Source organism: Sphingomonas ginsenosidimutans (assembly GCF_002374835.1).
GTDB classification, from domain to species: domain Bacteria; phylum Pseudomonadota; class Alphaproteobacteria; order Sphingomonadales; family Sphingomonadaceae; genus Sphingomonas; species Sphingomonas ginsenosidimutans.
In genome coordinates, this window is sequence record NZ_NWVD01000003.1 from 24,852 (window position 1) to 47,849 (window position 22,998).

The window sequence follows — 22,998 nt, forward strand, 5'->3', positions numbered from 1 at the left end:
CGGCTCCCGCCCCCGCCTGTCGCTTACGAGCGGATGTTGAGGATGGCCTGCGACACCTGCGTCGCGGTATCCAGCGCCTTGGCGTTCGCCTGGAAGTTGCGCTGCGCCGCGATCAGGTTGACCAGTTCCTCGGTGATGTCGACGTTCGACCCTTCGACCTGGCCCGACTTCAGGTTGCCGTAGCCGTCGGTCGCCGCCGAACCCAGGTTGGCCGCGCCCGAGATACCCGTCGCCTGCCAGTAACCGCCGCCGACCTGGCGCAGCCCGGTGGGGGCGGAGAACTTGGCCATCGCCACCTTGCCCAGCGGCACGATGTCACCGTTCGAGAAGCTGGCCTTGATGAGGCCCGAATCGTCCACCGTCACGCCCGCCAGCTGGCCGACCGCGACGCCGTCCTGGCTGCGCGAATTGACCGACGACGCGCTCGACAGCTGGGTCGAACCGGCCAGGCTCAGCGTGATCTGCTGCTGCGCCGCGCCCGAGGCCGGGATGAACGGATCGAACGCCAGCGTGCCCGTCGCCGGCGCGATCAGCGCGCCGGTGTTGCCGAACTTCAGCTCGACCGGCGGCGGCGGGGTGCCGGTGTCGCCGGTGCGGCGCATCGGCGCGTCGCCGACGAAGGTGAACACCTTCCACGTGCCGGTCGTCGGCGGCGACGCGGCCGGATCGCCCATCGCGGTGCGCACGTAATAGTTGGTCATCGTCATCGGATTGCCGTTTGCGTCGTAGATGCGGCTGGCGACCGAGTTGTTGTACGTGGTGGTGTCGGTACGGTCGAACTTCGTCGCATCCTTCAGCGACGAGGTCGACGTCAGCTGGACCGACGTGGCGACGTTCGCGGTCGCCTGCGGGGTGCCGCTGGTCTGCTGGATCTGCAGGTTGGTCAGCCCCTGCTGCCCGGTGGAGGTGACGTTGCCGTCATTGTCGACCGGATAGACCATCAGGAAGCTGCCCTGCGAATCGACCACGTTACGATCGTCGTCGACCGAGAAGCTGCCGGTACGGGTATAGTTGACCTGGTCCGACAGGCCGGTCGACTTCACCACGAAGAAGCCTTCGCCGACGATCGCCATGTCGAGCGCGTTGGTGGTGCCGTTGAGCGGGCCGTCCTTGAACTGCTGTACCGTGCCCTTCACCATGACGCCCGAACCGACCATCTTGCGCGGATCGGTCGACACATTCGACGCGATCACGTCGGCGAACATGGTACGGCTCTTCTTGAAGCCGGTGGTGGATACGTTGGCCAGGTTGTGGCTGATCGTGGCCATGTCGGTCTGCATCGCCTGCAGGCCGGAAAGCGCGGTGAAGAAGGACATGGTGTAAACTCCTCGCGGTAACGATGTGATGGCAGGTTCGTGGATGGGGGTGTCAGGTGACCTTGCGGACCGAAGCCGGCTTGACCTCGCCGAGGCCGGCGACATTCAGCACCGGCTCGCCGCCGGGCACCAGCGTGGCGGACTGGACCGGCGCCCACACCAGCGGCGTGGCGGCGACGATCGCGGACTTGTTCGCCGCCTCGACGATGATCGTATAGGGGCCGTTCTCGACGGCGTTGCCGGCGTCGTCCTTGCCGTTCCAGTCGAACGTCGCGGTGCCCTGCGGCTGCTCGCCCAGCTGTAGGTTCTTGACGATCTTGCCGTCCTTGTCGGCGATCGCGACGTTGACGTCGCTGGCCGCGCCGCCCAGTTCGACCGCGCCGGCGATCCCGCCGGTGCTGCGCTCATAGGCGGTCTTGCCCTCGGTCAGGACGGTGCGGCCGACGAACGACATCGCATCGGCGGTGCTGGTCGCGCCGAGCCGCGCGGAGATGGCGGCCAGCGACTTGTTCATGTCGCTGATGCCCGCCACGCTGCTGAACTGCGCCATCTGGGCGACCATCTCGGTATTCTCGACCGGCTTGAACGGGTCCTGGTTCTTCAGCTGCGCGGTCATCAGCGCGATGAAGTCCTCCTGCCCCAGCGTAGTCTTGTTGCCCTTGGCGGCGGTGTTCGCCTGCGCGCCGGTGCGCGTGATCCCCGCCGCGGCCAGCGCGGCGTCGTAGCTGCTCTTGCTGGCGTCGGCGGCCGCCTGGGAGGTGAGGGTGAGCGAATTGCTTGCCATGATCAGCGACCCATCTTGATGGTGTCGAGGATCAGCTTCTTGGCCGTATCCATCACCTCGACATTGTTCTGGTAGCTGCGCGCGGTCTCCATCATGTCGACCAGCTCGCGCGATTCATCGACCGCCGCGTCGAAGACGTTGCCGTCCTTGTCGGCCAGCGGATTGGCCGGGTCGTACCGCTTGGTCGGCGCCTCGCCGGCGGTGACGATCTGTTGCACGTCGACGGTCGACATGCCGCTGGCCGCGTCGAAGCTGGTGCGGAACACCGGCTTCATCGTCTTGTACGCGCCGTCCGCGGTGGTCGCGACGTTGCCGGCATTGGCCAGGTTCGACGCGGTCGTGTTCATGCGCGTCAGCTGCGCCGACATCGCGCGCCCGGCGACCTGGAAGATGGTGAGCGGGGAACCCGTGGGCATCGCTTATTCCCCCTTCAGCGCGCGGGTGATCTGGCCGATCCGCCCGTTCAGGAACGACAGCGTCGTCTGATACTGGACGGCGTTTTCGGCGAAGGCGGTCTGTTCGGTCGACAGTTCCACCGTATTGCCGTCCATCGACGGGGTGGTCGGCACGCGATAGCGCACCGCGCCGTCGATTCCGCCCGCATTGCCCGCCTCCACCGCGCCCAGCGCGGTGCGGAAGTCCAGGTCGCGGGCCTTGAAACCGGGGGTGGACGCATTGGCGATATTCGACGCCAGCACGCCCATGCGCTGGGAACGCACCTCCAGCGCACTGCCATGAATTCCGAACAATCCGTCAGCCATGGGCCGATCCTCCTTCGCACGAACAGGTGCTCGCCGAGGTATCAGCAAGGGGCGTGCCAAATGCCGCGCAACGGGAACGAATCGCCGCCGGGGCGCCGCACGGCAGCAGCGGCGGCAAGCCTTTGCCGGTTGCCGGCAACGATCTTGCCGTCCGCGCGCCGTCGCGGTCGCCGTCCGTCAGCGCATGCGGATTGGCCCGCGGATTGCAGGGGGATCGCGCATGACACCCGGCACCTTCCTCGATCCCGCCGCGCTCGCCATCGTCGGTGGCGGCACCGTGCTGGCGACGCTGCTGCGCACCCCGCTCGCCGATGTCGCGTGCGCGCTGTCGGCGCTGCGCGTGCTGCTGCGGCGGCGGTTCGATGCCGGCCCGCTGGTCGAACAGATCGCCGCGCTGTCGCGGATCGCGCGGCGCCACGGCGCGATGGCGCTGGACCGCACCGTCGTCGCCGATCCCGACGTCGCGCTGGGCATTGCCGCGATCGTCGACGGAACGCCGGTGCCCGCACTGCTCGACGCGCTCGACACCGCGCAGCGCGCGCGCGTCGAACGCCACCGGATCGCCGCCGACGTATGGGCCGGCACGGCGGAGGCGGCGCCGGCGATGGGGATGGTCGGCACGCTGGTCGGGCTGGTCGCGATGTTCACGCAGATGACCGATCCCGCCGCGATCGGCAGCGCGATGGCGATCGCGCTGCTGGCTACCTTGTATGGCGCGCTGCTCGCCAACCTGATCGCGCAGCCGATCGCGACCCGCCTGCGCACCGCCGCACGGACCGAGGCGCTGGAGCGGCTGCGGCTGGCCGCGCCGCTCGCCGCGCTGGCCGCGCGCGAGGCGCCGCGACCGGTCTCGTTCGTGCCGCAGCGTGATGGCGCTGCTCCCGCCACGCCGATCGCGGAGGAGGATGCGGCATGACCGCCGACGACCTGCCCCTGCCCGCCCCCGCGCGCCCGCTGTGGCTGGTGACGCTGGCCGACCTGTCGCTGCTGCTGGTCGGCTTCTTCGTGCTGCTCCAGGCCAATCGCGATCTCGATCCGCGGCGGCTGGCCGAGGGGCTGGCCGCCGGCTTCGGCGTCACCGCGCCGGCGATGCCGGTCGCGGGCAATGCCATCGACGGCTTCGCCCCCGGCAGGGCCGATTTGCCGTATAGCCCCGCCGCGCTCGCCGCCTGGGCCGGTGCCGAGCTGCGCGATCCGCGCGTGCGGCTGACCGTCACCGGCGTCGCCGACACCGTCCCCGGCCATGGCGACGTCGACGCGGCCAGCGGCAGCGGCGCGGTGCTCGCCGCCGATCGCGCACGCACGCTGGTCGCCGCGCTCGCCCGCGCCGGAGTGCCCGACGCGCGCATCGATATCGCCGCCGCGCTGCGCCCCGGGCGCCGCGCGGTCATCGTCACGCTCGCCTTCGCGGGCGATCCGTCCGTCGCTTCCCAGGGGAAACGTCCATGATCCTGCCGCTCCTCCTCGCCGCCGCCGCGGCGCCCGCTTTCCAGGATACCGCCGCGCTCGACCGCGCGGTCGCCGCCTTCACCGCGCAGCCGATCGGTGCGCTGGGCGGAGCGCGCGCGCCGGTCGATCCGCGGCTGCGGCTGGCGACCTGCCCGATGGTGGCGATGTCGTGGCGCACCGATGCGCATGACGCGGTCGTCGTCGCCTGCGCCGGTCCCAGCTGGCGGATCTTCGTTCCCGTGCTCGCCCCGCCGCGCGCCGCGCCCGCCGCCGCCACGCCGGCGCTGCGACCGGCCGCCGCCGTCCCCGCCGCCCCGGTGATCCGGCGCGGCGATCCGGTGACGATCGAGGCCGGTTCGGACGGCTTTTCGATCACCCGCGACGGCGTCGCGATGGGCGATGCCGCCCCCGGTGCGCGGCTGATGGTGAAGGTCGACGACACGCCGCGTCCGGTGCAGGCGGTGGCCGTCGCGGCGGGCCGCGCGACCCTGCCGGGATGGCCGGAATGATCGCGCCACAATGACCGCTATAAAAAAGTGCTAAAGTCACCGCCCCGATGGTCGTTTCTGCCGGTGTCAGCGGAACCGGATGGGTGCGGACATGGTAGACTCGGTAAGTTCAAACACGATCAGGGCAGGAGATCTTCGGATCGCCAACGTCGCGCGCGTCGCGGCGGCTCCGGCGGTGACGACCGACGCTCCAGCGTCGTCTCTTCCCGGCGTGCAGGCGCCACAGACGCTCGCCCGGTCGATGGCGACCAAGCCGCCGGTCGATTCGGAGCGGGTCGCCGCGATCAAGTCCGCGATCGCCAACGGCACCTTCCCTTTGTCGCCAGCGACGATCGCCGACCAGCTTATCGCGCTGAAATACGATTGGATGTCGCATGAACAGGCGTGACGCGCTGGTGCGCGTGATCGATCTCCTCCACGCCGAGATCGCCGCGCTCAAGGCCAACGACCTCAACGCCCTGGAACGCGCCACCGCGCACAAGCTGACCGCGATCGAGACGCTGCGCGCGCTCGGCGACGGCCCCGCCTCGCCCGAGGTACGCGCGCTCGCCGAGGAAGCGGACCGGCTGAACGACACCTGCCGCATCTACGTCAACCTGATGGCGGCAAATGTCCGCCGCCGCCTGCAGCTTCTTTCCGGCCAGGGCGGCAACGCCTATCGCCGCGGCAGCGTCGCCTACGCCTGATCCGCGCCACCCGCGCGCCGCGCGGCGAAATGGCACGCCTCTTGCTGATTGCGGCATATGACCGTGTCAGCGATTTCCCCGACGACCCAGCGCGTGACGTCCGCGATCCAGCGGGCCGCCCAGCGCACCGGCATCGACTTCGACTATCTGCTGGGCCAGGCAAAGCTGGAAAGCGGCCTGAATGCCACCGCGCGCGCGGGCACCTCCTCCGCATCGGGGCTGTACCAGTTCATCGAGCAGAGCTGGCTGTCGGTGGTCAAGAAACACGGCGCCGAACACGGACTGGGCTGGGCCGCGGACAGCATCCAGCAGACCGGGTCGGGCCGCTTCACCGTCACCGGCGGCAATCGCGCCGCGATCCTGGGGCTGCGCAACAATCCCGAGATCGCGTCGCTGATGGCCGCCGAACATGCCGGCGACAACAAGGACGGGATCGAGGCGGTGACCGGCCGCGCCGCGACCGGCACCGACCTGTACATGGCGCATTTCCTGGGGCTGGGGGGTGCGCGCACTTTCCTGTCCGCGATGAAGGGCAACCCCGATCGCAGCGCCGCGTCGCTGTTCCCCGCCGCCGCGCGCGCCAACCGCAACGTCTTCTTCGAACGCGACGGCTCCGCCCGATCGCTGTCGGACGTGTACCAGCGGTTCGCGGACAAGCTGGGCGCGGGCGCCGCATCGGCGGGCGCGGGCACCGGCAGTGCCGCCGCCACCGCGATGCAGTTCGCGGCGCAGGCGCTGGCGATCGGCGACGACGCCACCGTGGTGACCGGCGCGGGGCAAAGCGCCAGCGACGCGCTCGCCTGGGCCAGTTCCACGCTCGGCCGGATCCAGGCGGCGGCGGGCCAGTCGGCCGCCGCGGCCAATAACAGCATGCTGCGCCCCTCCCCCGATCATGCCCGCCTGGCGTACATGATGCTGGCGAGCATGGGGGGCTGACCTGGTGAAGCTGCTCCACAACGCGCGTCAGGCCGCGCTGCCCGCCGCGATCCTGCTGCTGGTCGTGCTGATGGTGGTGCCGATCCCGGCGGCGCTGCTCGACCTGTTCTTCATCATGAACATCACGATCAGCCTGGCCGTGCTGATGGTGGCGCTGAACGCGGAACGCCCGCTCGACTTCTCCGCCTTCCCGACGGTGCTGCTGTTCGCCACGCTGTTCCGGCTCGGCCTCAACGTCGCCTCGACGCGCGTCGTGCTGGTGCACGGCCACACCGGGTCGGCCGCGGCGGGGCACGTGATCGAGGCGTTCGGATCGTTCGTGATCGGCGGCGACTATGTCGTCGGCCTGTTCGTGTTCGCGATCATCGTCATCATCAACCTGATCGTGGTGACCAAGGGCGCGGGCCGCGTGTCCGAAGTGTCGGCGCGCTTCACGCTGGACGCGCTGCCCGGCAAGCAGATGGCGATCGACGCCGACCTGAACGCCGGCCTGATCACCCCCGACGAGGCCAAGCAGCGCCGCGTCGACGTGGCGACCGAAGCCGAATTCTACGGTTCGATGGACGGTTCGTCCAAGTTCGTGAAGGGCGACGCGGTCGCCGGGCTGCTGATCCTGGCCGCCAATATCGTCGGCGGGCTGATCCTCGGCCCGGTCAGCCATGGCATGGCGGTCGGCAAGGCGGCGCAGACCTATACGATGCTGGCGATCGGCGACGCACTGGTCGCGCAGGTGCCGGCACTGCTGCTGTCGATCGCCGCCGCCGCCATCGTCACCCGCGTGAAGTCCGAAAAGGATCTGGCCGGGCAGATCGGCAGCCAGTTCGGCTCGGCGCGCACCTGGACGCCGGTCGCGGCGATCCTGACGCTGCTGGGCGTGCTGCCGGGGATGCCGCATCTGGTGATCCTGCCGATGGCCGCCACCGCCGGCTTCGCCGCGTGGAAGCTCAACCAGATCGCCAAGCGCCCGAAGATCGTCGAGCCGGCCGCGCCGGTCGAGGCGCCCGATCCGTCGAAGATCGGCTGGGACGAGGTGACCGAGGCGATGATGGTCAACCTCGACGTCGGCTACGGGCTGGTCCCGCTGGTCGACGAGCGCCGCGGCGCGCCGCTGATGGCGCGGCTGACCGGCGTGCGCCGCCAGCTGTCGAAGGAACTGGGCTTCGTGGTGCCGCAGGTGCGCGTGCGCGACGACATCAACCTGCCGCCCTACACCTATCGCCTGATGCTGGGCGGGGTGTGCATCGGCGAGGATCAGGTGTCGCCCGATGAGATGCTGGCGCTCGACACCGGCCAGGGTTTCGGCGAGCTGATCGGCAAGAAGGCCAAGGATCCGACCTTCGGGCTGGAGGCGACGTGGATCTCGCCCGGCGACGCCGACGTCGCGACCGGCCAGGGCTATCTGGTGGTCGATTCGGGCACCGTCATCGCCACCCATCTGAACCATGCGCTGGGCGCGCATTCGGCCGACCTGCTGGGCGCCGACGAGGTCCAGTCGCTGCTCGACGGGTTGAAGGAGCGCGCGCCGCAGCTGGCCGCCAGCCTCGCCACGCTGCCGCTGACCACGCTGACCGGCGTGCTGCGCGGCCTGTTGGCGGAGGGCATCCCGCTCAAGGAATTCCGCCGCATCGCCGGGGCGATCGCGATCGCCGCGCCGCGCAGCCAGGACGCTGGCGAGATCGTCGAGCTGATCCGCCCCGACCTCGGCCCGCTGATCATCGCGCGGCTGGCCGGCGTGCGCGAGCCGCTGCGCGTCATGACGCTGGAGGGCGGGCTGGAACAGCTGCTCGGCCAGGCGATGCGCAACGATCCCGGCCGCCAGGTCATCGAACCCGAACTGGGGCGCCGCATCGTCGACGCCCTGCAAGCCGCGGCCCAGCCGCTCATCGCGGAAGCCAAGCCGTTCGCACTGGTCGTCCAGCCCGCGATCCGCCTGGCGATCCGCAAACTCGTCCGCACCGTTCTTCCGGATACGCCCGTCATGAGCTTTTTCGAAGTCCCCGAGGACAAGGCCGTTGAAGTCGTCGCGATCATTGGCGGCCACACCCCGCAGCCGGCGCTGGCGGCATGAGCGCCGAGCCGATGAAGGGCGCGTTCGCCAACGCGACCCCGCTGGAGTCCGCTCCGCTCACTTATAGTCCACGCGCGCGCGCGCGAGACGACAATGCGCTGGTGCAGACGCACCTGCCGCTGGTCCGGCGGCTGGCGTGGCATGTCCACGGCTCGGTCTCGACCGCGATCGAGGTGGAGGACCTGATCCAGGTCGGGCTGGTCGCGCTGGTCGAGGCGATCGCCACGTTCGAGGATCGCGGGCAGGTGACGCTCAAACAATATCTCGTCACGCGGCTGCGCGGCGCGATGATCGACGAGCTGCGCCGTCATGCGGCGATGACGCGCGGCGCGATCCGCCGGCGGCGCGACTATGCGCGCGCGGTCAACCATCTGTCGGGCGAACTGGGCCGCGCGCCCACCGACCGCGAACTGGCCGAACGGCTGGGCGTCACGGTCGAGAAGATGCGCGCCGAATATGCCGCCGCCGAGGCGGTGAAGTACGAATCGATCGACGAAGTTTATGCCGACGACCAGCCGTGGTTCGCCAGCGACACGCCCGATGCGTTCGAGCAATTGTCGGAGGCGCAGACGCGCGACCGGCTGATCGCCGCGATCGCGACGCTGCCCGAGCGCGAACAGATGGTCATCCAGCTGTATCACGTCGAGGAACTGAACCTGGAGGAAATCGGCCAGGTGCTCGGCGTCGGGTCGGCGCGCGTCTGCCAGATCAAGGCATCGGCGCACGCCCGGCTGAAGAAGGCGATGCAGCGCGGCGCGGGGTAAGGCGTTGTCCGCGCGGGGCTGCCCTGCCCCGCCGGAGACGATCGCATGGCCGGGCGATCCCGACGAGCCGACCGTCGAGGGCGGCGAATGAGGGACACGACGACACCCCGGCGGCCGACAAATCGGTCGCCGGGGTGTCGCGCGTCAGCGGTTACGGGCCGCCGCGGGGGGACAGCGGCCCCACCCGTCGCTTAGCCGAGCAGCTTGAGCACGCTCTGCTGCGACTGGTTGGCCTGCGAGAGCATCGCGGTCGACGCCTGGCTGAGGATCTGCGCCTTGGCGAGCGCGGTCGTCTCGGTCGAGAAGTCCGCGTCCTCGATGCGGCTGCGCGCGTCGGTCAGGTTGGTCATGTTGGTGGTCATGTTGTTGACCGCCGATTCGATGCGGTTCTGGATCGCGCCGAATTCCGCGCGCTTGTTCGACACGTTGGAGATCGCGGTGTCGAAGGCGTCGATGTTGGTCGTCCAGTTCGGCGACGCGGCGGTGACGTCGACCGCGGACACCGCGGGCGGGCCGGCGGTGACGGCGCTGCTGATCGTCGGCGCCTGGAACGTCATGCTGATCGCGTCGGCGCCCTCGGCACCGGCCTGGATCGACTTGGTCGCGGCGGTCGCCGGGAACAGCGCCACGCCGTTGAACTGCGTGTTGCTCATCACGCCGTTCACCTGCTTGGCCAGCTGGTCCATTTCGCTCTTGATGTTCGACAGGTCGGTCGAGCTGTAGCTGCCGTTGGCGGCCTGCACCGTCAGTTCGCGCATCCGCTGCAGCATGTTGCCGACTTCGTCCAGCGCGCCTTCGGCGGTCTGCGCCATCGAGATGCCGTCGTTGGCGTTGCGGATGCCCTGCGCCATGCCGCGGATTTGCGACGTCATCGACGCGCCGATCGCCAGGCCGGCGGCATCGTCCTTCGCCGAGTTGATGCGCTTGCCGGTCGACAGCCGCTGCATCGCGGTCGTCAGGTCCTTGCTGGCGAGCGCGTTGGCATTGGTGGCGCGCAGCGCCGAGGTATTCGAAGCGATAACGGTCATCGGGACCTCCCTGAAGTGCTGCGCCGCCGCCGCCGCCAGGCATCGGGCCGGGCATTGGATCGTCGCTGCAGGGAGAAACGGCCGTCATCGGGCACGCTTTAGGATTTTGTTGCACGTCGGCGAAAAGAACCCCGCCGCCCCTGACGAGCGACGGGGTTCCGGTCGACACCAACGCCCCAGTTTCGGGGGCGAAGGGCGCCGGTGCAGACGAGCCGGTCGTTAGCCGAGCAGCTTGAGCACGCCCTGCTGCGACTGGTTGGCCTGCGAGAGCATCGCGGTCGACGCCTGGCTCAGGATCTGCGCCTTGGCGAGCGCGGTCGTCTCGGTCGAGAAGTCCGCGTCCTCGATGCGGCTGCGCGCGTCGGACAGGTTGGTCATGTTGGTGGTCATGTTGTTGACCGCCGATTCGATGCGGTTCTGCACCGCACCCAGTTCGGCGCGCTTGTTCGACACGTTGGCGATCGCGGTGTCGAAGGCGTCGATGTTGGTCGTCCAGTTCGGCGACGCGGCGGTCACGTCGACGGCAGACACCACCGGCGGGCCAGCGGCGATCGCGCTGCTCAGCGTCGGCGCCTGCAGCGTCATGCTGATCGCGTCGGCACCCTCGGCACCGGCCTGGATCGACTTGGTCGCGGCGGTCGCCGGGAACAGCGCCACGCCGTTGAACTGCGTGTTGCTCATCACGCCGTTCACCTGCTTGGCCAGCTGGTCCATTTCGCTCTTGATGTTGGTGAGGTCGTTCGAGCTGTAGCTGCCGTTGGCGGCCTGCACCGTCAGTTCGCGCATGCGCTGCAGCATGTTGCTCACCTCGTCCAGCGCGCCTTCGGCGGTCTGCGCCATCGAGATGCCGTCGTTGGCGTTGCGGATGCCCTGCGCCATGCCGCGGATCTGCGACGTCATCGACGCGCCGATCGCCAGGCCGGCGGCATCGTCCTTCGCCGAGTTGATGCGCTTGCCGGTCGACAGCCGCTGCATCGCGGTCGTCAGGTCCTTGCTGGCGAGCGAGGATGCGTTGGTGGCGCGCAGCGCCGCGGTATTGGAAGCGATAACGGTCATCGTGACCCTCCGTGGTTGTCGCGCCGCCGCCGCCCCCGAGGCGTCGGACCGTCGCTGACACCACAAACGACCATGGTTGATGCGACTTTAGGCCTTTTTTTCAGCTGGGCATGACGAAGCCCCGCCGGCGCGATCGCCGGCGGGGCCGCGTGATGCCGGACCGTCGGATCCGCGCCGTTACTGGAGCAGCTTGAGCACGCTCTGCTGCGACTGGTTGGCCTGCGCCAGCATCGCGGTCGACGCCTGGCTGAGGATCTGGGCCTTGGCGAGGGCGGTCGTCTCGGTCGAGAAGTCCGCGTCCTCGATGCGGCTGCGCGCGTCGGTCAGGTTGGTCATGTTGGTGGTCATGTTGTTGACCGCCGATTCGATGCGGTTCTGCACCGCGCCGAATTCCGCGCGCTTGTTCGACACGTTGGCGATCGCGGTGTCGAAGGCGTCGATGTTGGTCGTCCAGTTCGGCGACGCGGCGGTCACGTCGACCGCGGACACCGCGGGCGGGCCGGCGGTGACGGCGCTGCTGATCGTCGGTGCCTGGAACGTCATGCTGATCGCGTCGGCGCCCTCGGCACCGGCCTGGATCGACTTGGTCGCGGCGGTCGCCGGGAACAGCGCCACGCCGTTGAACTGCGTGTTGGTCATCACGCCGTTCACCTGCTTGGCCAGCTGGTCCATTTCGCTCTTGATGTTGGTGAGGTCGGTCGAGCTGTAGCTGCCGTTGGCGGCCTGCACCGTCAGTTCGCGCATGCGCTGCAGCATGTTGCCGACCTCGTCCAGCGCGCCTTCGGCGGTCTGCGCCATCGAGATGCCGTCGTTGGCGTTGCGGATGCCCTGCGCCATGCCGCGGATCTGCGACGTCATCGACGCGCCGATCGCCAGGCCGGCGGCGTCGTCCTTCGCCGAGTTGATGCGCTTGCCGGTCGACAACCGCTGCATCGCGGTTGTCAGGTCCTTGCTGGCGAGCGCGGATGCGTTACTGGCGCGCAGCGCCGAGGTGTTCGAACTGATTACGGTCATGGGATGGTCTCCTGCGTCGCCTAACCCCGCCAGCCCCCTCGGAAGGCAGGTGATCCGCGCCGTCTGACCAGCAAAACGGCAGGGTTTTGCCGGTCTTTAGGAAAATTCTTGCCGGCCCCCTGCCGGGGCTTGCCGGTTGCCGGCCAATCGGGGCACCTCGCGCGCGCGCGATACGCCCCCGCGCGAGGGCACGCGACGCACCGGTACGCGCGCCCGGAAAAAATCTGCCGCCGGACGGCAAATGATACCCGGCGTTAACCATTTCGGTCGCATTCCAACCCTCGTCAGATTGAGGGATTCGAAGATCATGCGATCGATCATGCCGTCGGCCACCGTGGAGCGGGAGCATCTCACGCTCGTCTCCTCGCTGCGGGCGCAGGGCTTTTCGGTGGAAGCGCCGGGCACGCGCGCGCCGGCCGCCACGACCTTCCTGGTCGCGGACGGCGAAGCGATGGCCGCCCCGGCGCGCACGCTGATCGTCGGCAGCGAGGGGCGCACCGTCCTGCCGTTCCGCGACGGGCAGCCGGCGCGGATCGCCTATGGCCATGCCGATGCCGCAGTGGGCAACGCCTTCGCCCGCGCGCTGGTCGGCGGGCCGGAGCTGCCGACCGCCGCCGACCCGGAGACGCTGGCGCTGCTGGCGCTGGCCGAGCGCGTGGCGCAGGCCGACATCACCGTCCTCATCAACGGCCCCACCGGCACCGGCAAGGAAGTGCTGGCGCGCACGATCCACCTCAATTCCGACCGCCGCGACGGCCCGTTCGTCGCGATCAACTGCGCCGCGCTGCCCGAAACCATGCTGGAAGCGATGCTGTTCGGCCACCAGAAGGGCGCGTTCACCGGCGCGTCGTCGGGCGGCGAGGGCTTCTTCCGCGCCGCCAACGGCGGCACGCTGCTGCTGGACGAGATCGCGGAAATGCCCCTCAACCTGCAGGCCAAGCTGCTGCGCGTGCTGCAGGAGCGCGAGGTAGTGCCGATCGGCGCGACGATGCCGCAATCGGTCGACGTACGCGTCATCGCCTGCGCCAACCGCGATCTTCAGGGCGAAGTCGCCGCCGGGCGGTTCCGCGCCGACCTCTACTACCGCCTGTCGGTGTTCCCGCTGACCACCAAGGCGCTGGCCGACCGGCCGCAGGACATTCCCGCGCTGGCCGCGACGATGATCCTGCGCCACGCCGGCAACCGCCCGACCATTCCGTGGCCCAGCGACCAGGCGATCGCCGCGCTGCTGGCGCACGACTGGCCGGGCAACGTGCGCGAGCTGGAGAATGTGATCCAGCGCGCCTTGCTGTTCGCCGGCGGCGACACGATCGAGGCCGGGCACATCGTGTTCGACCGCCCCGCCCCGGCCCCCGCCGCGATCGGCCCCGCCGCCGTCGGCGCGGAGGACGCAACGCTGGGTCAGGTGGTGCAACTGTCCGAATTCGCCGCGATCCGCGAAACGCTGGCCGCATGCGGCGGCAGCCGGATCGAGACCGCGCGCCGACTGGGCATTTCGGAGCGCACGCTGCGCTACCGCCTCGCCAAGGCGCGCGAACAGGGCGACGATCTGGCCGCCGGCACCGGCCGCGCCGGCTTCGCCGATCGGGCGATGTCGGCATGAGCGGGGTCGCCGGAATCGGCGGCGTCGACCGGGTGATGGCGCTGCGCGCGCAAATCCTGGAACGCAACGCCGCGCTGAGCCGCGCCAACGCCTCCGCGGGGGCAAGCGCGCCCGAGCCGGTCGGCGCATCGACCGGCGCCACCAGCTTCGCCGACACGATGCAGTCGGCGATCGGCAAGGTGAACGAGACCCAGCAGAAGGCGTCGGCGCTGTCGGAAGCCTACGAACGCGGCGAAACCGTCGACATCGCCAAGGTGATGCTGGCCCGCCAGGAAGCGTCGGTCGGGTTCGAGGCGACGCTGCAGGTCCGCAACAAGATCCTGTCCGCCTACAAGGACATCATGAGTATGCCGGTGTAACATGAGCAACGCTCTCGCACCCACATCGCAGCCGCAGCAGCCGGTGCCCGTCACGATGGTGCCGGAACGGTTCGCCAATCCGCTGCGCCAGATCCAGGGCGTGTTCGCACAGCCCGCGGTACGCCGCGCGGGGCCGATGGCGCTGATGGTCAGCCTGATCGGCGGCGCCGCGCTGGCATGGTCGGCACTGTCCACCCCGCCGCAGAAGACGCTGTTCTCCGGCCTGCCGGACAGCGACAAGGCGGCCGTCACTACCGCGCTCAATGCCGCGAACATCACCAGCCATATCGACGATTCCACCGGATCGCTGACCGTCGCCGAGGAGGATTATTCCAAGGCGCGGCTGCTACTGGCGGGCCAGGGTCTGCCGAAGGCGGCGCCCGGCGGCTATGCGATCCTCGACCAGCTGCCGATGGGCGTCAGCCGCGCGGTGGAGGGCGAACGCCTGCGCCAGGCGCGCGAGACCGAACTTGCCCGTTCGATCCAGGAGATCGACGCGGTGGCGGAGGCGCGCGTCCACCTCGCCATGCCCGAAACCAGCGTGTTCGTGCGCGACAATGCCGCGCCGTCCGCATCGGTGGTGCTCAAGCTGCAGGGCGGGCGCTCACTCAGCGACGCGCAGGTTTCCTCGATCGTCAACCTCGTCGCCTCGTCGGTGCCGGGGATGAAGCCCGATGCGGTGACGATCGTCGACCAGCTCGGCGGCCTGTTGACCAAGCATGCCGGCGGACCGGATGCCGCCAATGACGCGCGCATCGATTTCCAGCGCCGCGTCGAGGAAAAGTATCGCCAGCAGCTGATCCAGCTGCTGACCCCGCTGGTCGGCGCGGGCAATTTCACCGCCGAGGTGCAGGCCGACGTCAATCTGGACGAAACCAGCGCGACGCGCGAAAGCTATGACAAGCAGGGCGCGCTGCGCGCCGAAACCGGCAACTGGACCGGCAACCAGGCGACGACCGCCCCGCCGGGCGGCATCCCCGGCGCGCTGAGCAACACCCCGCCGCCCGCCGCGCAGCTGTCGACGCCGCAGCCGGCGACCGGCAACCCCGGCACACCGCCCGCCGCGCCCACCGCCGGCGGCCCCGCGCCCGATCCCGCGAAACAGTCCGATGCGTTCCAGCGCGCCTATGACCTGGGCAAGGAAGTGTCGGTCACCCGCAACGCGCCGGGCAGCATCAAGCGGCTGTCGGTCGCGGTGCTGCTGCGTGATCCCGACAAGGGCCGGCGCACCGCGATGGAAATCGGCCAGATCAGCGATCTGGTGAAGGGCGCAGTCGGTTTCGACCAGGCGCGCAACGACAACGTCACCGTCATCAGCCGCAAGTTCGCCGATTCGGCGACCGAGCCGGCCGCGGCGCCGAAATGGTACGACAATGCGCTGGTCCCGATGATCGCGCGCAATGCCACCGCGGTCATCATCGCGCTCCTGGTGCTGCTGCTGGGCGTCCGCCCGCTGGCCAAGGCATTGATGAAGAAGCGCGAGGAGGCACCCGCCGCCGCCGCCGAAGCACTGCCCGCGCCCGCCGCGCGCCGCCGCAAGCGCCGTGGCCCGAGCGCCGGCGCTGCCGACGACGCCACCGCGCATTACGACGACGACGATGACGACATTGAGGTGTCCGAACCGGTCGGCCTCGACCAGATCGAGACCAGCCGCAGCTATGACGAGCGGATCGACGCGGTGCGTGGCTTCACCCGTGACAATCCGGCGCGCGCCGCGCTCGCGGTACGCGACATGATCGCCGCGGACGCCAAGTCATGAGCGAGGAACAGGCCACCGCCACGACCCCGCCGCCGCGCACCTTCACCGGGGTGGAGCGCGCCGCGGTGCTGATGATGCTGGTCGGCGACGACGAAGCCGCCGCGATCCTGCAGAAGCTGGAACCCGACGAGGTCCGCAACCTGGGCAGCGCGATGTTCGCGGTGGCGGACGTCAGCGAGGAAGAGGTGCAGCTCGTCCTCGACAATTTCGTCGGGTGTGCGCGGCAGCGCACCGGCATCACCTTCGATCCCGGCCGCAAGGTGGAATCGGTGATGACCCGCGCGCTGGGCGCCGAAAAGGCCGAAAGCGTGCTGGCGCGCATCACCCCGGCCGAGGCGGTGTGCGAGATCGACCTGCTCGACTGGCTCGACGCGACCGAGATCGCCGCGCTGCTCGACAAGGAGCATCCGCAGATCGCCGCGGTGATGATCGCCAATCTCGATGCCGAGGTCGGCAGCAAGGTGCTGGAGCTGCTGCCCGAGCTGGTCCAGCCCGACATCCTGCACCGCATCGCACGGCTGGGGCCGATCACGCCCGAGGCGGTCGACATGCTGCGCACGCTGATCGCCAACCGCACCAGCGGCGGCGGCACCGGCGCGGGCACGTCGCTGCAACTGGGCGGCGCGCGCGAGGCGGCCAAGCTGCTGCAGGGCGCGCGCAAGTCGGTGGAACAGCGCGTCATGCCCAAGCTGTTCAAGATGGACCGCGACATGGCCAAGCAGATCGAGGAGGCGATGTTCGTCTTCGAGAACCTGCTGGAAATGGACGACAAGAACCTGGGCACGCTGATCCGCAACGTCGATGGCGACACGCTGACCCGTGCGCTGAAGGGCGTCGAGGAAAGTGCGCGCAACCGCATCCTGGGCTGCATGTCGGCACGTGCCGCCGACGGCATCCGCGACGATATGGAAGCACGCGGCCCGATGAAGCTGAGCGAAGTGCTGGATGCGCAGAAGGTGATGATCCAGATCGCGCGCAACCTGGCGAAGGACGGGACGATCCAGATGGGGGCAGGCGACGACGATTATGTCTGACAACGGTTTCGTCATCGGACTGCCGTCGCGCGTGGACGAGGCGGCGGCCTCGCGCGTGCGTGCGCAGACCCGCGAGCATCAATCCCCGACCGGTTTCACTCCTGCCGAACTGATCCAGCGGATCGAGGAAGCGTTCGGCGGCAGCACCGCCGAGACGGTCGGCGCCGCGCCGCGCCATTTCCACCCCGCCGACCGCGCCGACAATCCCACCGAGGGCTGGGATCCGCTCGATGCCGCGGCCGAGCCCAGCGCCTTCCTCGACCCCGTCGAGGTCGCGCGCGCCGAGGGGTATGAGGACGGCGTCGCCGCCGCCACGCTGGCCGCGCGCGAGGACATGGAGCGCGACCGCGCGATGATGACCGCGCTCGCAGCCGAGCTGAAGGCGGGCGGCGCGATCGACCGCGCGGCGCTGGCCGATGCGCTGCGCCGCACCGTGCTGGCGCTGGTCGGCAAGCTGGTCGGCGAGAACGGCGTGTCGGGCGAATTGCTGGCGGCGCGCATCGCCGCGGCGTCGGACCTGCTGGCCGATGCGCACGAATCGGCGATGCTGCGCGTCCATCCCGACGATGTCGCGCTGCTGGACGGGCTGCTGCCCGACACGATCTTCCCGGTCGGCGACGCCGCGATCGCGCGCGGCAGCTTCGTGCTGGAAGCCGCCTCGACCATTGTCGAGGACGGCCCAGCGCTGTGGCTGGACCAGCTTGCCGGCGCGATCGAGCGCGTTCCCCTTCCCGCGTCCAGAACCGCCGCCGCGTGATGCTCAACCGCTACGCCGGCGATTATCTCGACGCGCTCGCCGCTGCGGACGTGCGCCCGCGCGCGCGCGTGTCGGGGCGGCTGGCGTCGTATGACGGGCTGCTGATGGAGGCGGTGGGGCTGTCGCTGCCGGTCGGCACCGTCTGCCTGATCGGCGCGGCGGGCACGCATCAGGTGGAGGCCGAGGTGATCGGTTTCCGCAACGGCCGCACGCTGATGATGAACCTGGGCGGCGCCGCCGCGCTGCTGCCCGACGCCCCGGTGCGCCCGCTGGGAGCGCCGGGCGAGGCGGAGGTGGGCGCCGCGCTGCTCGGCCGCGTCGTCGATGGCGCGGGTAACCCGATCGACGGGCTGGGGCCGATCCGCGGCGCGGGCCACTGGCCGCTGGCCGGGCGCATCCAGTCGCCGCTCGACCGCGGGCGCGTGGTGGCGCCGATGGACGTCGGCGTGCGCGCGATCAACGGGCTGCTCACCGTCGGGCAGGGCCAGCGCGTCGGCATCATGGCCGGTTCGGGGGTCGGCAAGTCGGTGCTGCTGGGGATGATGGTGCGCGCGGCGCGGGCCGACGTGGTCGTCATCGGGCTGATCGGCGAGCGCAGCCGCGAAGTCGCCGACTTCCTGGAAACCAAAGTGGCCGGGGAGGCGCGCGCGCGCGCGGTCGTCGTCGCGGTGCCTGCCAACCATTCCCCCGTGCTGCGCATCCGCGGCGCGCTGCGCGCCACCGCGATCGCCGAAGCGTTCCGCGCCGAAGGCAAGAAGGTGCTGCTCATCATCGATTCGCTGACCCGCGTCGCGCACGCCGGGCGCGAGATCGGGCTGGCGCTGGGCGAGCCGGCCTCGGCGCGCGGCTATCCGCCGTCCGCGATCGCGATGCTGCCCAACCTGATCGAGCGGGCGGGGTCCGACGTCCACACCGGCGGGTCGATCACCGCGATCTACACCGTGCTGGCGGACGGCGACGACGGTAACGATCCCGTCGTCGATTCGGCGCGATCGATCCTCGACGGGCATATCGTGCTCAGCCGCGCGATGGCCGAACGTGCGGTCTATCCCGCGATTGACATCTCCAAGTCGGTCAGTCGCGTGATGAACGACATCGTGCCGCGCGATCACCAGCAGGCCGCGCGCGCGCTGCGCCGGCATCTGGCGACCTATGAGGAAAATCGCGATCTGGTGCTGATGGGCGCCTATCGCGCCGGCAGCGATGCCGCGATCGACGCGGCGATCGCCTATCACCCGGCGATCATGGAATTCGTGCGCCAGGACACCGACCAGATCGTGCCGCTGGAGGATGCCGCGGCGGAACTAACCGGCGTGTTCGGCGACGCGCCGGACGGCACGCATGGCTGACGGCAAGCGGCTCCAGCGGCTGCACCGCGTCCGCACGCTGCAACTCAACCTGGCGCGCGCGGACGAAGCGCGCGCGCGCGAACAGGTGACCAGCGAACAGCAATTGTCGCATCGCATCGCGCAGCTGGCCGCCGCGGTCGCGCCGCAGCCCGCGCTGGTCCCCGGCGCCGCGCATCTGGCCGCCGCCGCGCACTTCCGCGAGCGGCTGCACCGGTCTGCCGACGCCGCGGTCGAGCGCGTCCGCACCGCCGAGATGAACGCCGACCGCCGCAGCCAGGCCGCGCGCGCCGCGCACCGCGACCAGAGCGCGGTCGAAAAGCTGATCGATCGCCACCGCGCGGAGCTGATCCGCGCCGAGATGAAGGCGCTGGAGGATGCGCCCGCGCCCACCCGCCGGCGCTGAGCCACGCGCGATCGCCGCCGGGGCGGGGGCCGCCCTTTCGTCCGCGAGGTCCGCGAATCCAATGGCTTGTACGGATACGGGGCGGTCGCGAGGCGCGCTACGCCGACCGCATGTCGCCCGCCGCGAATCTCAAAACGGCACGCATCTTGCTGATTTGTCCACGGACGCTCGCGTCCATCGGTTCAACCCGCTGCGACTGGATACGCCTTGACCACGATGGCCAGCCTTTTGCTGACGACCGCCCCCGGCGCGATCGCGATTCCGGCATCGCCCGTGTCCGCCGCCGGCGGTACGCCGGGCGAGGCGGCGGCGGTTTCGTTCATCGACCTGCTGATGCCCGGCGCCGCAGGCGTGCCGACGCTGCCCGATGCCGCCCGGCAGGCGCTTGCCGCCCCCGGCACGGCGATGCCGGCGCTGCCCGCCGCAGCGGCCGTTGCGCCCACCCTGCTGCCCGCGGCGCTGCCGGTCGCCGACACCGCGCGACCCGCCGTCCTGCCCGACGCCGCGCCGGGCGCCGTCCTGCCCGAGGCTGTGCCGATACTCACCGTGACGCCGAACACGGCGCCGATCGCGCACGTGCCCGACGCGCCCGTAGCGCAGCCGCCGGTCACCGAAGCGCCGGTCGCGCGCGCCGCGCCGGCGCCAGCGACGCGCGCGCCGCGTGCCGATGCGCCGGCCGATCCGCTCGCCTGGCTGGCCGACGCCACCGGGATCGTCGTTCCCCCCGCGCCCGCCGCGGAGGCGGACGCGGAAACGCCGCCCGCCGCCACGCCGCCGACGCCGCCGACGCCGGTGCTGGCCACGATCGTGCCGCCGGTGCTGCCGCGCGCCATCCGCACCGCGCGCAAGGACGCGCCCGCCACGCCCACGGACATGCCGGTCGCCGTCACGCCGGAGGCGGCCGCTGCCACCCCCGACGACGCCCCGCGCGCGGACGCGGCGGTCGAGGATCCCGCGTCGGCGCCGCTCACCAGCGACGCCCCCCTCGCCAGCGATACGCCCGGCACCGCCGATCCCGGGCCGTTGCCGGTCGTCCCGAGCGACGATCGCCCCGCCGCCGCGCCCGTCACCGAACCGCAGGCGCGGACACCCGCATCCGACCCGGCGCTGGTGCCGCTGCCCGCCGCACCGGTCGTGACGCCGGCACCCATCGCCGCGGCGCCCGCGCCAGCCGCGCTGCGCCATGCCGCCGCGGCAGCGCCCGTGCGTGCGCGATCCGGTCCGGTCGCGACATCGCCCGTCGTGCCGCCCGCCGCCGCGCCGGCCGCCGCGCCTGTTACCGCCGCACCGGGGCCCGCTGAGTCAGTGACGCACGCCGACGCGCCGGTGCCGGTCGCCGCGACGCCGCCCTCCGTTCCAACCACCACCACCATCGCGGCCCCCGCCGTCGCCGCTGCCGATGCGGCCACGCCGCCCGCCGCGACCCGGACCGCGGATCAGACCGCCGTGGCAGGTCCGGCGCCCGTCGTCGCGCCGCCCCCCACCCCCACCGACGCCCCGACCGACACCCCGGTCGCGCGCTCGGCCGTCGCCGCCCCCGTGGCCGACGCGCCAGCCGAATCCCCGGCCGCCCCCCTGCCCGCCGCCGCTACGCCCTCGCCCGCCAGCCCGGTCGTCAGCCCGCCCGTCAGCCAGGTCGTCAGGGCGCGTCCCGCCGTCGCCGATCGCGCGCCGGACGGTACGGCGACCACGGATGCATCCACACGCGCGGTACCGATCGTCGCGCCCCGCGCATCCGCCGCCTTCCGCGCGATCGACACCACCGCGATCCCGCACTTCCGCCTTGCCCAGGCGGTCGCCGCATCCGTCGCGACCGTCGCGCCGGCCGCCGCCACGCCGCCCGCCGCGGCCGCGATCGTCACCGATTCGGCACCGCCGGTGCCAGCACCCGTCATCCCGGCCGCGATGGAGGTCGCCGCGACGCCGCTGCCCGCCGCCACGACCGGCGCCGCCGCGACACTCGCCCCGCGCCTTGCCCGCACGCCGTCACCGGTCGCCGGCCCCGCCACCCCCGCCGCCGCACCACGCGCCACGGGCGAGGCACCGCCCGCGATCGACACCGCCGCACGCGCCTTCGCCGATGCGATCCACCGCGCGGTCACGGGGGAGGATCGCCCCGCCGCGCCCGACGCCCCGCTGCCCGCGCCGGCGTTCACCGCGCCGGTCGCCGCCGCCGGCGCCGCAGCGCAGACCGGACAGCAGACGCTCGACATGAACCAGCCGCGCTGGCCGGAGGCGATGATCCAGCGGATCGAGATGCTGCGCGACATGGCCGATGCCAACGACATGTCGATCCGGCTGGTCCCCGATGCGCTGGGCGCGATCGACATCTCGCTGCGCCGCGACGGCGATACCGTTCAGGTGCAGCTGACCGCCGAACAGCCGCGCACCCGCGCGTTGCTGGCGGAGGCGCAGCCGCAGCTGACCGACATGGCCGAGGCGCGCGGGCTGAAGCTGCAGCAGACACCGGCCGCGACCGGCGGCGATCGCACCGCGATGGCCGGCCAGCAGCAACAGCAATCGCAGGCGCATCAGCAGGCGCATCAGCAGTCGGGGCAGCACCAGCCGCCCCGCGCGCCCGCGCCCGCCCCGCGCCCGTCGCGTGGCCCCGCCGACAGCGCGGCCGACGATGACGAGCGCATCGCCTGAGCTTCTTTCGACAAGACGACCGTGAGGAACCCCGACCATGAGTGACACAGAGGCAGCGCCCGCGCCCAAGAAGAAGGGCAAGATGAAGATGATCCTGCTGATCGTCGTCGGCGTCGTCGTCCTGCTGGGCGGCGGCATCGGCGCCGGCCTGTATGCCGCCGGCTCCGGGCTGGTCGGCGGCGGCGGCGGCAAGCACGAGGAGAAGGAGGACCCCAACAAGCCGCATCTGGTCCCCAAGGCCGAGCAGAAGCGCGCCGGTGAAGGCGGCGGCGAGGGCGGCGAGCACGGCGGCGGCGGCGAAGGCGGCGGCGGCGGCGAACATGGCGGCGGCGAGGGCGAGGCCAAGGAGGAGCACGTCGGCGCCCCCACCCCGCACGGTTCGGGCGGGGAGGAATATGCCTCCAACTATTATGCAATGGAGAAGGAGTTCACCGCCAACCTCCAGAACTCGATCCATTTCGTCCAGGTCGGCGTCGCCATTTCGACCCCCTATGACGACAAGGTCATCAACAATCTGAAGACCAACGACATCGCGGTACGCTCCGCGATCCTGATGACGCTGGGCGACACGACCGAGGACCAGGTGTTCACCAGCGCGGGCAAACAGCAGCTGCAGAAGCGGCTGGCGGGCGCGATCAACGCCGTTCTGAAGGAAAAGGAGGGATTCGGCGGGATCAGTAACGTCTACTTTACCAATTTCGTTGTTCAGTGACC

General features: G+C 70.7%; 24 protein-coding genes. 17 read left to right on the top strand and 7 right to left on the bottom strand.

Going from position 1 to position 22,998, the window contains the following annotated elements; all coding sequences use genetic code 11:
• Positions 1 to 23: 23 nt before the first annotated feature.
• The 4 genes from COA17_RS08485 to COA17_RS08500 are packed head-to-tail and all read right to left on the bottom strand — an operon-like array spanning position 24 to position 2,861.
• Positions 24 to 1,316, bottom strand: a complete 1,293-nt coding sequence (locus tag COA17_RS08485) for a flagellar hook protein FlgE (protein ID WP_066486486.1) — start codon at positions 1,314 to 1,316, stop codon at positions 24 to 26.
• Positions 1,317 to 1,368: 52 nt separating this feature from the next.
• On the bottom strand, positions 1,369 to 2,100 hold the full coding sequence (locus COA17_RS08490) for a flagellar hook assembly protein FlgD (protein ID WP_096611738.1): 732 nt from the start codon (positions 2,098 to 2,100) through the stop codon (positions 1,369 to 1,371).
• 2 nt (positions 2,101 to 2,102) lie between these two features.
• On the bottom strand, positions 2,103 to 2,516 hold the full coding sequence (flgC, locus tag COA17_RS08495; RefSeq protein WP_066486491.1) for a flagellar basal body rod protein FlgC: 414 nt from the start codon (positions 2,514 to 2,516) through the stop codon (positions 2,103 to 2,105).
• 3 nt (positions 2,517 to 2,519) lie between these two features.
• A complete protein-coding gene (locus tag COA17_RS08500) occupies positions 2,520 to 2,861 on the bottom strand; it encodes a flagellar basal body rod protein FlgB (RefSeq protein WP_066486496.1) in 342 nt (113 codons plus the stop codon).
• A 220-nt stretch (positions 2,862 to 3,081) separates the two neighbouring features.
• On the opposite strand from COA17_RS08500, the gene COA17_RS08505 reads away from it, so the two are divergent.
• The 8 genes from COA17_RS08505 (at position 3,082) to COA17_RS08540 (ending at position 9,273) form a co-directional block, all read left to right on the top strand.
• Positions 3,082 to 3,777 (top strand): motility protein A, encoded by a 696-nt coding sequence (locus COA17_RS08505; RefSeq protein WP_082740569.1) that lies wholly within the window; start codon positions 3,082 to 3,084, stop codon positions 3,775 to 3,777.
• A complete protein-coding gene (locus COA17_RS08510) occupies positions 3,774 to 4,310 on the top strand; it encodes a flagellar motor protein MotB (RefSeq protein ID WP_245857582.1) in 537 nt (178 codons plus the stop codon). The genes COA17_RS08505 and COA17_RS08510 overlap by 4 nt, the downstream gene beginning before the upstream one ends.
• A complete protein-coding gene (locus COA17_RS08515; RefSeq protein ID WP_066486499.1) occupies positions 4,307 to 4,819 on the top strand; it encodes a flagella basal body P-ring formation protein FlgA in 513 nt (170 codons plus the stop codon). Before COA17_RS08510 ends, COA17_RS08515 begins: the two co-directional genes overlap by 4 nt.
• 91 nt (positions 4,820 to 4,910) lie before the next feature.
• On the top strand, positions 4,911 to 5,207 hold the full coding sequence (gene flgM, locus COA17_RS08520) for a flagellar biosynthesis anti-sigma factor FlgM (protein WP_082740622.1): 297 nt from the start codon (positions 4,911 to 4,913) through the stop codon (positions 5,205 to 5,207).
• Positions 5,194 to 5,505, top strand: a complete 312-nt coding sequence (locus COA17_RS08525; RefSeq protein WP_066486502.1) for a hypothetical protein — start codon at positions 5,194 to 5,196, stop codon at positions 5,503 to 5,505. The genes flgM and COA17_RS08525 overlap by 14 nt, the downstream gene beginning before the upstream one ends.
• A 57-nt stretch (positions 5,506 to 5,562) precedes the next feature.
• Positions 5,563 to 6,441: a flagellar biosynthesis protein FlgJ gene (locus COA17_RS08530; RefSeq protein ID WP_096611740.1), complete on the top strand. Its 879-nt coding sequence runs from the start codon at positions 5,563 to 5,565 to the stop codon at positions 6,439 to 6,441.
• Between the two features lies 1 nt (position 6,442).
• Positions 6,443 to 8,509: a flagellar biosynthesis protein FlhA gene (gene flhA / locus COA17_RS08535; protein WP_096611742.1), complete on the top strand. Its 2,067-nt coding sequence runs from the start codon at positions 6,443 to 6,445 to the stop codon at positions 8,507 to 8,509.
• Complete coding sequence (locus COA17_RS08540; protein ID WP_066486508.1) at positions 8,506 to 9,273, top strand: sigma-70 family RNA polymerase sigma factor; 768 nt, start codon at positions 8,506 to 8,508, stop codon at positions 9,271 to 9,273. Before flhA ends, COA17_RS08540 begins: the two co-directional genes overlap by 4 nt.
• A gap of 191 nt (positions 9,274 to 9,464) precedes the next feature.
• Here COA17_RS08540 and COA17_RS08545 read toward each other — a convergent pair whose 3' ends face one another.
• From COA17_RS08545 to COA17_RS08555, 3 genes are all read right to left on the bottom strand, one after another.
• Complete coding sequence (locus COA17_RS08545; RefSeq protein WP_096611744.1) at positions 9,465 to 10,301, bottom strand: flagellin N-terminal helical domain-containing protein; 837 nt, start codon at positions 10,299 to 10,301, stop codon at positions 9,465 to 9,467.
• A 219-nt stretch (positions 10,302 to 10,520) separates the two neighbouring features.
• Positions 10,521 to 11,357, bottom strand: coding sequence for a flagellin N-terminal helical domain-containing protein (locus COA17_RS08550; protein WP_096611746.1), 837 nt, complete (start codon positions 11,355 to 11,357; stop codon positions 10,521 to 10,523).
• A 177-nt stretch (positions 11,358 to 11,534) separates the two neighbouring features.
• Positions 11,535 to 12,371: a flagellin N-terminal helical domain-containing protein gene (locus COA17_RS08555; RefSeq protein ID WP_096611748.1), complete on the bottom strand. Its 837-nt coding sequence runs from the start codon at positions 12,369 to 12,371 to the stop codon at positions 11,535 to 11,537.
• Between the two features lie 307 nt (positions 12,372 to 12,678).
• Between COA17_RS08555 and COA17_RS08560 the strand changes: the two genes are divergently transcribed.
• The 9 genes from COA17_RS08560 to COA17_RS08600 all read left to right on the top strand — a co-directional run bounded on the left by COA17_RS08560 (position 12,679) and on the right by COA17_RS08600 (position 22,996).
• Entirely contained in the window at positions 12,679 to 13,974 is a 1,296-nt protein-coding gene (locus COA17_RS08560; protein WP_096611750.1) for a sigma-54 interaction domain-containing protein, read from the top strand.
• Positions 13,971 to 14,333 (top strand): flagellar hook-basal body complex protein FliE, encoded by a 363-nt coding sequence (fliE, locus tag COA17_RS08565; protein ID WP_066489678.1) that lies wholly within the window; start codon positions 13,971 to 13,973, stop codon positions 14,331 to 14,333. The genes COA17_RS08560 and fliE overlap by 4 nt, the downstream gene beginning before the upstream one ends.
• A 1-nt stretch (position 14,334) precedes the next feature.
• On the top strand, positions 14,335 to 16,092 hold the full coding sequence (gene fliF, locus COA17_RS08570; protein WP_070321832.1) for a flagellar basal-body MS-ring/collar protein FliF: 1,758 nt from the start codon (positions 14,335 to 14,337) through the stop codon (positions 16,090 to 16,092).
• Positions 16,089 to 17,126 (top strand): flagellar motor switch protein FliG, encoded by a 1,038-nt coding sequence (gene fliG / locus COA17_RS08575; protein WP_066484497.1) that lies wholly within the window; start codon positions 16,089 to 16,091, stop codon positions 17,124 to 17,126. Before fliF ends, fliG begins: the two co-directional genes overlap by 4 nt.
• Positions 17,119 to 17,883, top strand: coding sequence for a FliH/SctL family protein (locus COA17_RS08580; RefSeq protein ID WP_066484495.1), 765 nt, complete (start codon positions 17,119 to 17,121; stop codon positions 17,881 to 17,883). The genes fliG and COA17_RS08580 overlap by 8 nt, the downstream gene beginning before the upstream one ends.
• Positions 17,883 to 19,232, top strand: a complete 1,350-nt coding sequence (locus COA17_RS08585) for a FliI/YscN family ATPase (RefSeq protein WP_096611752.1) — start codon at positions 17,883 to 17,885, stop codon at positions 19,230 to 19,232. The genes COA17_RS08580 and COA17_RS08585 overlap by 1 nt, the downstream gene beginning before the upstream one ends.
• Positions 19,225 to 19,635 carry a hypothetical protein gene (locus tag COA17_RS08590; protein ID WP_096611754.1) on the top strand — a complete coding sequence of 137 codons (411 nt, stop codon included), beginning with the start codon at positions 19,225 to 19,227 and terminating at the stop codon, positions 19,633 to 19,635. The genes COA17_RS08585 and COA17_RS08590 overlap by 8 nt, the downstream gene beginning before the upstream one ends.
• Positions 19,636 to 19,851: 216 nt before the next feature.
• Positions 19,852 to 22,284, top strand: coding sequence for a flagellar hook-length control protein FliK (locus tag COA17_RS08595; RefSeq protein WP_245857657.1), 2,433 nt, complete (start codon positions 19,852 to 19,854; stop codon positions 22,282 to 22,284).
• Positions 22,285 to 22,321: 37 nt separating this feature from the next.
• On the top strand, positions 22,322 to 22,996 hold the full coding sequence (locus COA17_RS08600; RefSeq protein WP_066486952.1) for a flagellar basal body-associated FliL family protein: 675 nt from the start codon (positions 22,322 to 22,324) through the stop codon (positions 22,994 to 22,996).
• Positions 22,997 to 22,998: the final 2 nt, after the last annotated feature.

Excerpts from the sequence above, each read along its gene's own strand:
- COA17_RS08600 (WP_066486952.1), top strand. The coding sequence starts at position 22,322 with ATGAGTGACACAGAGGCAGCGCCCGCGCCCAAGAAGAAGGGCAAGATG.
- fliE (WP_066489678.1), top strand. The coding sequence starts at position 13,971 with ATGAGCGGGGTCGCCGGAATCGGCGGCGTCGACCGGGTGATGGCGCTG.
- fliF (WP_070321832.1), top strand. The coding sequence starts at position 14,335 with ATGAGCAACGCTCTCGCACCCACATCGCAGCCGCAGCAGCCGGTGCCC.
- COA17_RS08560 (WP_096611750.1), top strand. The coding sequence starts at position 12,679 with ATGCGATCGATCATGCCGTCGGCCACCGTGGAGCGGGAGCATCTCACG.
- COA17_RS08490 (WP_096611738.1), bottom strand. The coding sequence starts at position 2,100 with ATGGCAAGCAATTCGCTCACCCTCACCTCCCAGGCGGCCGCCGACGCC.
- fliG (WP_066484497.1), top strand. The coding sequence starts at position 16,089 with ATGAGCGAGGAACAGGCCACCGCCACGACCCCGCCGCCGCGCACCTTC.
- COA17_RS08510 (WP_245857582.1), top strand. The coding sequence starts at position 3,774 with ATGACCGCCGACGACCTGCCCCTGCCCGCCCCCGCGCGCCCGCTGTGG.
- COA17_RS08530 (WP_096611740.1), top strand. The coding sequence starts at position 5,563 with ATGACCGTGTCAGCGATTTCCCCGACGACCCAGCGCGTGACGTCCGCG.
- COA17_RS08540 (WP_066486508.1), top strand. The coding sequence starts at position 8,506 with ATGAGCGCCGAGCCGATGAAGGGCGCGTTCGCCAACGCGACCCCGCTG.
- COA17_RS08555 (WP_096611748.1), bottom strand. The coding sequence starts at position 12,371 with ATGACCGTAATCAGTTCGAACACCTCGGCGCTGCGCGCCAGTAACGCA.
- COA17_RS08515 (WP_066486499.1), top strand. The coding sequence starts at position 4,307 with ATGATCCTGCCGCTCCTCCTCGCCGCCGCCGCGGCGCCCGCTTTCCAG.
- COA17_RS08585 (WP_096611752.1), top strand. The coding sequence starts at position 17,883 with ATGCTCAACCGCTACGCCGGCGATTATCTCGACGCGCTCGCCGCTGCG.
- COA17_RS08485 (WP_066486486.1), bottom strand. The coding sequence starts at position 1,316 with ATGTCCTTCTTCACCGCGCTTTCCGGCCTGCAGGCGATGCAGACCGAC.
- COA17_RS08590 (WP_096611754.1), top strand. The coding sequence starts at position 19,225 with ATGGCTGACGGCAAGCGGCTCCAGCGGCTGCACCGCGTCCGCACGCTG.
- COA17_RS08500 (WP_066486496.1), bottom strand. The coding sequence starts at position 2,861 with ATGGCTGACGGATTGTTCGGAATTCATGGCAGTGCGCTGGAGGTGCGT.
- COA17_RS08550 (WP_096611746.1), bottom strand. The coding sequence starts at position 11,357 with ATGACCGTTATCGCTTCCAATACCGCGGCGCTGCGCGCCACCAACGCA.
- COA17_RS08580 (WP_066484495.1), top strand. The coding sequence starts at position 17,119 with ATGTCTGACAACGGTTTCGTCATCGGACTGCCGTCGCGCGTGGACGAG.
- COA17_RS08505 (WP_082740569.1), top strand. The coding sequence starts at position 3,082 with ATGACACCCGGCACCTTCCTCGATCCCGCCGCGCTCGCCATCGTCGGT.
- COA17_RS08595 (WP_245857657.1), top strand. The coding sequence starts at position 19,852 with ATGGCCAGCCTTTTGCTGACGACCGCCCCCGGCGCGATCGCGATTCCG.
- COA17_RS08545 (WP_096611744.1), bottom strand. The coding sequence starts at position 10,301 with ATGACCGTTATCGCTTCGAATACCTCGGCGCTGCGCGCCACCAATGCC.
- COA17_RS08525 (WP_066486502.1), top strand. The coding sequence starts at position 5,194 with ATGAACAGGCGTGACGCGCTGGTGCGCGTGATCGATCTCCTCCACGCC.
- flgM (WP_082740622.1), top strand. The coding sequence starts at position 4,911 with ATGGTAGACTCGGTAAGTTCAAACACGATCAGGGCAGGAGATCTTCGG.
- flgC (WP_066486491.1), bottom strand. The coding sequence starts at position 2,516 with ATGCCCACGGGTTCCCCGCTCACCATCTTCCAGGTCGCCGGGCGCGCG.